6 protein-coding genes are annotated in these 5,583 nt (G+C 74.4%); 2 read left to right on the top strand and 4 right to left on the bottom strand.

Annotated features, from left to right (window positions below):
* Positions 1-949: metallophosphoesterase (locus GTW08_RS29705; protein WP_161152846.1), on the bottom strand; the 949-nt coding region annotated here is incomplete at its 3' end.
* A 223-nt stretch (positions 950-1,172) separates the two neighbouring features.
* On the opposite strand from GTW08_RS29705, the gene GTW08_RS29700 reads away from it, so the two are divergent.
* Together GTW08_RS29700 and GTW08_RS29695 are read left to right on the top strand one after the other, a co-directional pair.
* Positions 1,173-1,355 carry a hypothetical protein gene (locus GTW08_RS29700; RefSeq protein ID WP_062394822.1) on the top strand — a complete coding sequence of 61 codons (183 nt, stop codon included), beginning with the start codon at positions 1,173-1,175 and terminating at the stop codon, positions 1,353-1,355.
* Positions 1,352-1,579, top strand: coding sequence for a hypothetical protein (locus GTW08_RS29695; protein WP_139282747.1), 228 nt, complete (start codon positions 1,352-1,354; stop codon positions 1,577-1,579). Before GTW08_RS29700 ends, GTW08_RS29695 begins: the two co-directional genes overlap by 4 nt.
* 8 nt (positions 1,580-1,587) lie before the next feature.
* Here GTW08_RS29695 and nhaA read toward each other — a convergent pair whose 3' ends face one another.
* The 3 genes from nhaA to edd form a co-directional block, all read right to left on the bottom strand.
* Positions 1,588-2,901: a Na+/H+ antiporter NhaA gene (gene nhaA, locus GTW08_RS29690; protein ID WP_073574960.1), complete on the bottom strand. Its 1,314-nt coding sequence runs from the start codon at positions 2,899-2,901 to the stop codon at positions 1,588-1,590.
* Between the two features lie 314 nt (positions 2,902-3,215).
* Positions 3,216-3,833, bottom strand: coding sequence for a bifunctional 4-hydroxy-2-oxoglutarate aldolase/2-dehydro-3-deoxy-phosphogluconate aldolase (gene eda, locus GTW08_RS29685; RefSeq protein ID WP_073574961.1), 618 nt, complete (start codon positions 3,831-3,833; stop codon positions 3,216-3,218).
* 25 nt (positions 3,834-3,858) lie between these two features.
* Positions 3,859-5,583: phosphogluconate dehydratase (gene edd, locus GTW08_RS29680; RefSeq protein WP_161152845.1), on the bottom strand; the 1,725-nt coding region annotated here is incomplete at its 5' end.

Below are 5,583 nucleotides of genomic sequence, written 5' to 3'. Positions count from 1 at the left end.
CGGCGAGCAGCTCCAGCTCGGTGCGGACCCCCTCGGCGGAGGTGAGGTCCGCGGCGGCCGGCCCGGCCCCGTGCAGCGTCACCTGGGCGACGACGGTGCGCGGCGCGGCGGCGGCGCACCGCTCGCGCAGCGCGGACTCGACGGCCTCGTAGACCTCGTCCGCGCCGCCGAGTCCGGCGATGTCGACCTCGACGAGCTCCCAGCGGGCGACGTCGAGGACCAGCGGGGTGACCGTCGCCCACCGCTCGGGGGCCGCGTCGACGAGCAGGGCGCCCTTCGCGCCGCGCTCCTGCGGGTGGCGGCCCTGCAGGTTCCCGGAGAACCAGGCCGGGTGCGGGCCGTCGCAGACGGCGCGCTGCTCGTGCACGTGGCCGAGGGCGAAGTACTCGTAGCCGCAGCCTGACAGGTCCTCGGGGCGGCAGGGGGCGTAGGTGTCGTGTCGGTCGTCGCCCTGCACCGAGGTGTGCAGCATGCCGACGTTGACCAGGCCGGGGATCCGGTCGGGGTAGGCGGGGACGAGGTTCTCCAGCACCGCGCGGCGGGCGAAGCCCTGGCCGTGCACGGCCAGGCCGAGGTCGTCGTCGACGACGGTCTCGGGCGCGTCCACCGAGAGCCGGTGGGTATTGGGCGGCAGCCGCAGCGACCGGGTGATCTCGGACTCGGCGTCGTGGTTGCCGCTGATGAGGAACACCGGGATGCCCTCGTCGTGCAGCCGCGAGAGCTGCCGGACGAAGAACGCGCCGGTCGCGTAGTCCTTCCAGTCGCCGTCGTAGACGTCACCGGGCAGCACGAGCGCCTCGGCCCGGGAGTCGACGACCGCATCGACGAGGTTCTCGCAGGCCCGCCGGGTCGCCGCGCGCAGCGTCGTGGCGAGCCCGGAGTCGCCGAGCCGCGACAGGCCGCGCAGCGGGCTGTCGAGGTGCAGGTCGGCGGCGTGCACGAAGCGCACGGAGGAACTCCCGGAGCGGTCGGGTACGCGGAACCGCCGAGTCTAGGACGGGGCCCCCACCGTTCCCCGCCGCGACACCGCCCGCCCGCTCACCGATGACGACACCGCAGGTCAGGTGGGGCGGACCACACAGCGGTGCCGGTCACGTTCCGGTGTCCGGACGATGGCCCGTGGGTAGATCCTGGGCGTCCGATCCCGAGAGAGAGCCGCGAGGTCGAGCCCGATGATCCAGCTCTGCGAGCGCTGCTACGCCCCCGTCGACGCCGCGACCGAACGCGTCTACCGGTTGTCCCACATCGAGTCGGCCGACGCGGCCGGCGAGGTGACCTGGCGCGAGGCCGTCGTGCATGTCGCGGCGTGCGTCCCCGCGGGCACCGTCGTCCCGGCCGGGCGGTGGGCCGCGTGATCCGGGACGCGCTGTGCGAGCGCTGCCTCAACCCGATCGACCCGACCCGCGAGCCGCTGCGGATGTGCACCCACGGCGGCACCGCGGCCGACGGCGGACCGGCCCGCAGCTTCGTGCACGCCCTGCCGTGCGTGCGCCCGGACACCGGTGACTGGGACCGCGGGCGTCGTGGCCTGTCACCGGCCGCGGTGCGGCACGCCGCGGCCCGCGCCGACCACCGCTGACCCGGCGCTCACCCGTCCCGGTGGGGGTCGCCCTCCTGGTAGACGTCCGGCACCCCGTCACCGTCGGCGTCACGCGTCTCGATCTGCTCGATCCGCCGGTAGTGGGCGTTGCGGGCGCGCAACACCACGGTGGCGAGCAGGGCCGCGAGCAGTGAACCGGCCAGCACACCGATCTTGACGTGGTCGTCCTGCGGGGTTCCGGTCCCGAAGGCCAGCTCGCCGACCAGCAGGGACACGGTGAACCCGATCCCGGCGAGCTGGGCGAGGCCGAGCAGGTCCCACCAGGACAGGTCGTCGGACAGCCGGGCCCGGGTGAACCGCTGCACGAGCCAGGTCGCGCCGAGCACACCGACGGTCTTGCCGAGCACCAGGCCGGCGACGATGCCGAGGGTGACGGTGTCGAGCAGGGCGCCGCCGATCCCCCCGCCCTCGCCACCGACGACGGTGACCCCGGCGGCGAAGAACGCGAACACCGGTACCGCGAACCCGGCCGACAACGGGCGCCAGCGGTGCTCGAAGTGCTCCGACAGCGACACCCCGTGCACCCGGCGACGGCCCAGGACCGGCACCGCGAACCCGAGCAGGACCCCGGCGACGGTGGCGTGCACCCCCGACTCGTGGACCAACACCCAGGTGACCGCGGCGAGCGGCAGCAGCACCCACCAGGAACGGATCCCGCGCTGCACCGCGAGGGTGAACAGTGCGAGCGGTACGAGGGCACCGAGCAGCGCGGGCACCGACAGCTGGTCGGTGTAGAAGACCGCGATGATCGTGATGGCCAGCAGGTCGTCGACGACGGCGAGGGTCAGCAGGAAGGTCCGCAGCGCGGTGGGCAGGTGCGTCCCGATGACGGCGAGCACCGCGAGCGCGAACGCGATGTCGGTGGCTGTCGGGATCGCCCAGCCGACCAGCGCGTCGGGGTTCGCGAGGTTGATCGCGACATAGATCAGCGCGGGCACCGCCATGCCGCCGACGGCCGCCGCCACCGGCAGCAACGCCGTGCGCGGGTCGCGCAGGTCCCCGGCCAGGAACTCGCGTTTGAGCTCCAGCCCGACGACGAAGAAGAAGATCGCGAGCAGACCGTCGGCGGCCCAGGTCGCGAGCGACAGGTCCAGATGCAGCGCGGCGGGCCCGACGGTGAACCCGGCGAGCGCGGTGTAGGCGTCGCGCCAGGGCGAGTTGGCGAACAGCAGCGCGACCGCGGCCGCGATGACGAGCAGGACGCCCCCGACGGTCTCGGTGCGCAGCACGTCGGCGACGCGACGGGCCTGCGCCCACGAGCCGCGGGAGAACAGGCGACGGGAGGCGGGGGTGGTGTTCACGGGGCTCCGGGAAGGTCGGGAGGGCAGGGGACAGCGCTCGCCGACCAGACTTCCCGGCACACCGCACGAGACCTTAACGGTCCCGGGCCCCCGCGTCAGCCCGTTCGAGGCGCTCGCCACCTCCCGCACCGGATGCCCGGGGGCGGCCCCCTCGTGCCGTCCCCGGGCATCAGGATCGCGTCAGGACCCGGCCCGTCGGTGTCGCCGCGGGCGCACGATGACGCGATGAGCGACATCGCCGGGTGGGCGCTGATCCTGGTCTATCTCCTGCTGGCCGTGGCGGCGGCCAGGACCGTGCTCGTGGGCCCGCGCCGTCAGCCCAGCGCGGCGGCGGCCGCGGCGAGGCCGCGGATCCGGTCGAACTCCCCCGCGGCGACGGCGTCGGCCGGGGTGAGCCAGGAGCCCCCGACGCAGGAGACGTTGGGCAGGGCCAGGTAGCCCGGTGCCGAGTCGACGGTGATCCCCCCGGTCGGGCAGAACCGGAGGTCCGGCAGCGGCCCGGCGACCGACTTCAGGAACGGGCGCCCGCCCGCGGCCTCGGCCGGGAAGAACTTGCAGGCGGTGTGCCCGCGCTCGGCGACGGCCATCATCTCCGAGATCGTCGCGGTGCCGGGGAGGAAGTCCAGCCCGGAGTCCTCCATCGCGTCGAGCAGCCGGGGCGTCGCGCCCGGGCTGACGAGGAAGCGGGCACCCGCCTCGACCGACCGGCGCACGTCGTCGGGGGTGCGCACGGTCCCGGTGCCGACGACCGCGTCGGGCACCTCGGCCGCGATCCGGCGGACGGCCTCCAGCGCGGCCGGGGTCCGCAGGGTCACCTCGATGACCGGCAGCCCGCCGTCCACCAGGGCACGGGCGAGCGGGACGGCCGTCGCGGCGTCGTGCAGCACGACGACGGGGACGACGGGGGCCAGTTCCAGCAGCTTCTCGCTCATGGTTCCTCTCGGACGGGACGGCCCCTCAGTGGGGCAGGACGACGGTCGCACCGGAGTCGGCGGGCCCGACCGCGGCGCGGAACGCGGCGAACAGCTCGCGTCCGGTGCCCGTCGTCGGGCCGGACGGGCCGGCGGGCCGGGCGGGCTCGCGGGCGTCGAACTCGTCGGCGTCGACCAGCAGGGACAGGGTGCCGTTCAGGGTGTCCAGGCGTACCAGGTCGCCGTCGCGCACGTTCCGCAGCGGTCCGCCCTGCGCGGCCTCCGGGGTGACGTGCAGCGCGGCGGGAACCTTGCCCGAGGCGCCGGACATGCGGCCGTCGGTGACGATCGCGACCTGGTGCCCGCGGTCCTGCAGCAGCCCCAGCGCGGGTGTCAGCTTGTGCAGCTCGGGCATACCGTTGGCGCGCGGTCCCTGGTACCGGACGACGGCGACCAGGTCACGCCCGTCGAGCTCGCCCGCGGCGAACGCGGCCAGCAGGTCGTCCTGGTCGTCGAAGACCACGGCCGGTGCCTCGACGACGCGGTGGTCGGGCTCGACGGCGGAGGTCTTGACCACCGAGCGGCCCAGGTTGCCGTGCAGCACGCGCAGCCCGCCGTCCGGGGAGAACGGGTCGGCGACCGAACGCAGCACCGACTTGTCCAGGCTCTCCGTGGTGCCCTCACGCCACACGAGGGTGTCCCCGTCGAGGAAGGGCTCGCGGGTGTAGCGGGACAGGCCGGGACCGTCGACAGTGCGGACGTCGTCGTGGGCCAGGCCGTGGTCGAGCAGCTCGCGGATGAGTAACTGCATCCCGCCGGCGGCGTGGAAGTGGTTCACGTCCGCCGTGCCGTTGGGGTAGATCCGGGCCAGCAGCGGCACGACGGTGGACAGGTCCGAGAAGTCGTCCCAGGTGATCTGCACGCCCGCGGCGGCGGCCATCGCGACCAGGTGCATCGTGTGGTTGGTGGAGCCGCCGGTGGCCAGCAGCGCGACGATCCCGTTGACCACGGCCTTCTCGTCGACGACCGCACCCATCGCCTTGTCCGGGTCACCCGCGGCGTCGAGCGCGCGGCGGGCGACCTCGTCGGTCAGGGCGTCGCGCAGCGCGGTGCCGGGGTTGACGAACGACGACCCCGGCAGGTGCAGGCCCATGACCTCCATCAGCAGCTGGTTGGAGTTCGCGGTGCCGAAGAAGGTGCATGTCCCCGGGCCGTGGTAGCTGGCCGACTCCGCCTCGAGCAGCTCGGCGCGGTCGGCCTCGCCCGCGGCGAACGCCTGCCGGACGCGGGCCTTCTCCTTGTTCGGCAGGCCCGAGGTCATCGGACCGGCGGGTGCGAGCAGCACCGGCAGGTGCCCGAACGACAGCGCGCCCATCACCAGCCCGGGGACGATCTTGTCGCAGACCCCGAGCAGCACCGCGGCGTCGAACATGTCGTGGCTCAGCGCGACGGCGGTGGACAGGGCGATGACGTCGCGGGAGAACAGCGACAGCTCCATGCCGGCGCGGCCCTGGGTGATGCCGTCGCACATGGCGGGGACCCCGCCGGCGACCTGGGCGATCCCGCCCGCGGCACGGGCCGCGGCCTTGATCCGCCCGGGGTAGGTCTCGAACGGCTGGTGGGCCGAGAGCATGTCGTTGTAGGCGGTGACGATGCCGATGTTGCGGGCGGGCGACGCGGTGAGGGTCAGCTTGTCCGGCCCGCACGCGGCGACCGCGTGGGCGAGGTTGGCGCAGCCGAGGTCGGCGCGGCCGGGGCCGGCGGCGGGCCC

The sequence above is a fragment of the Pseudonocardia sp. SID8383 genome, assembly GCF_009864975.1.
GTDB classification, from domain to species: Bacteria; Actinomycetota; Actinomycetes; order Mycobacteriales; family Pseudonocardiaceae; genus Pseudonocardia; species Pseudonocardia alni.
This window is presented reverse-complemented; position numbering and strand designations above follow the sequence as displayed.

What these genes read in the sequence shown, in the direction of transcription:
- GTW08_RS29700 (WP_062394822.1), top strand. Translation starts at nt 1,173, where the DNA reads ATGATCCAGCTCTGCGAGCGCTGCTACGCCCCCGTCGACGCCGCGACC.
- eda (WP_073574961.1), bottom strand. Translation starts at nt 3,833, where the DNA reads ATGAGCGAGAAGCTGCTGGAACTGGCCCCCGTCGTCCCCGTCGTCGTG.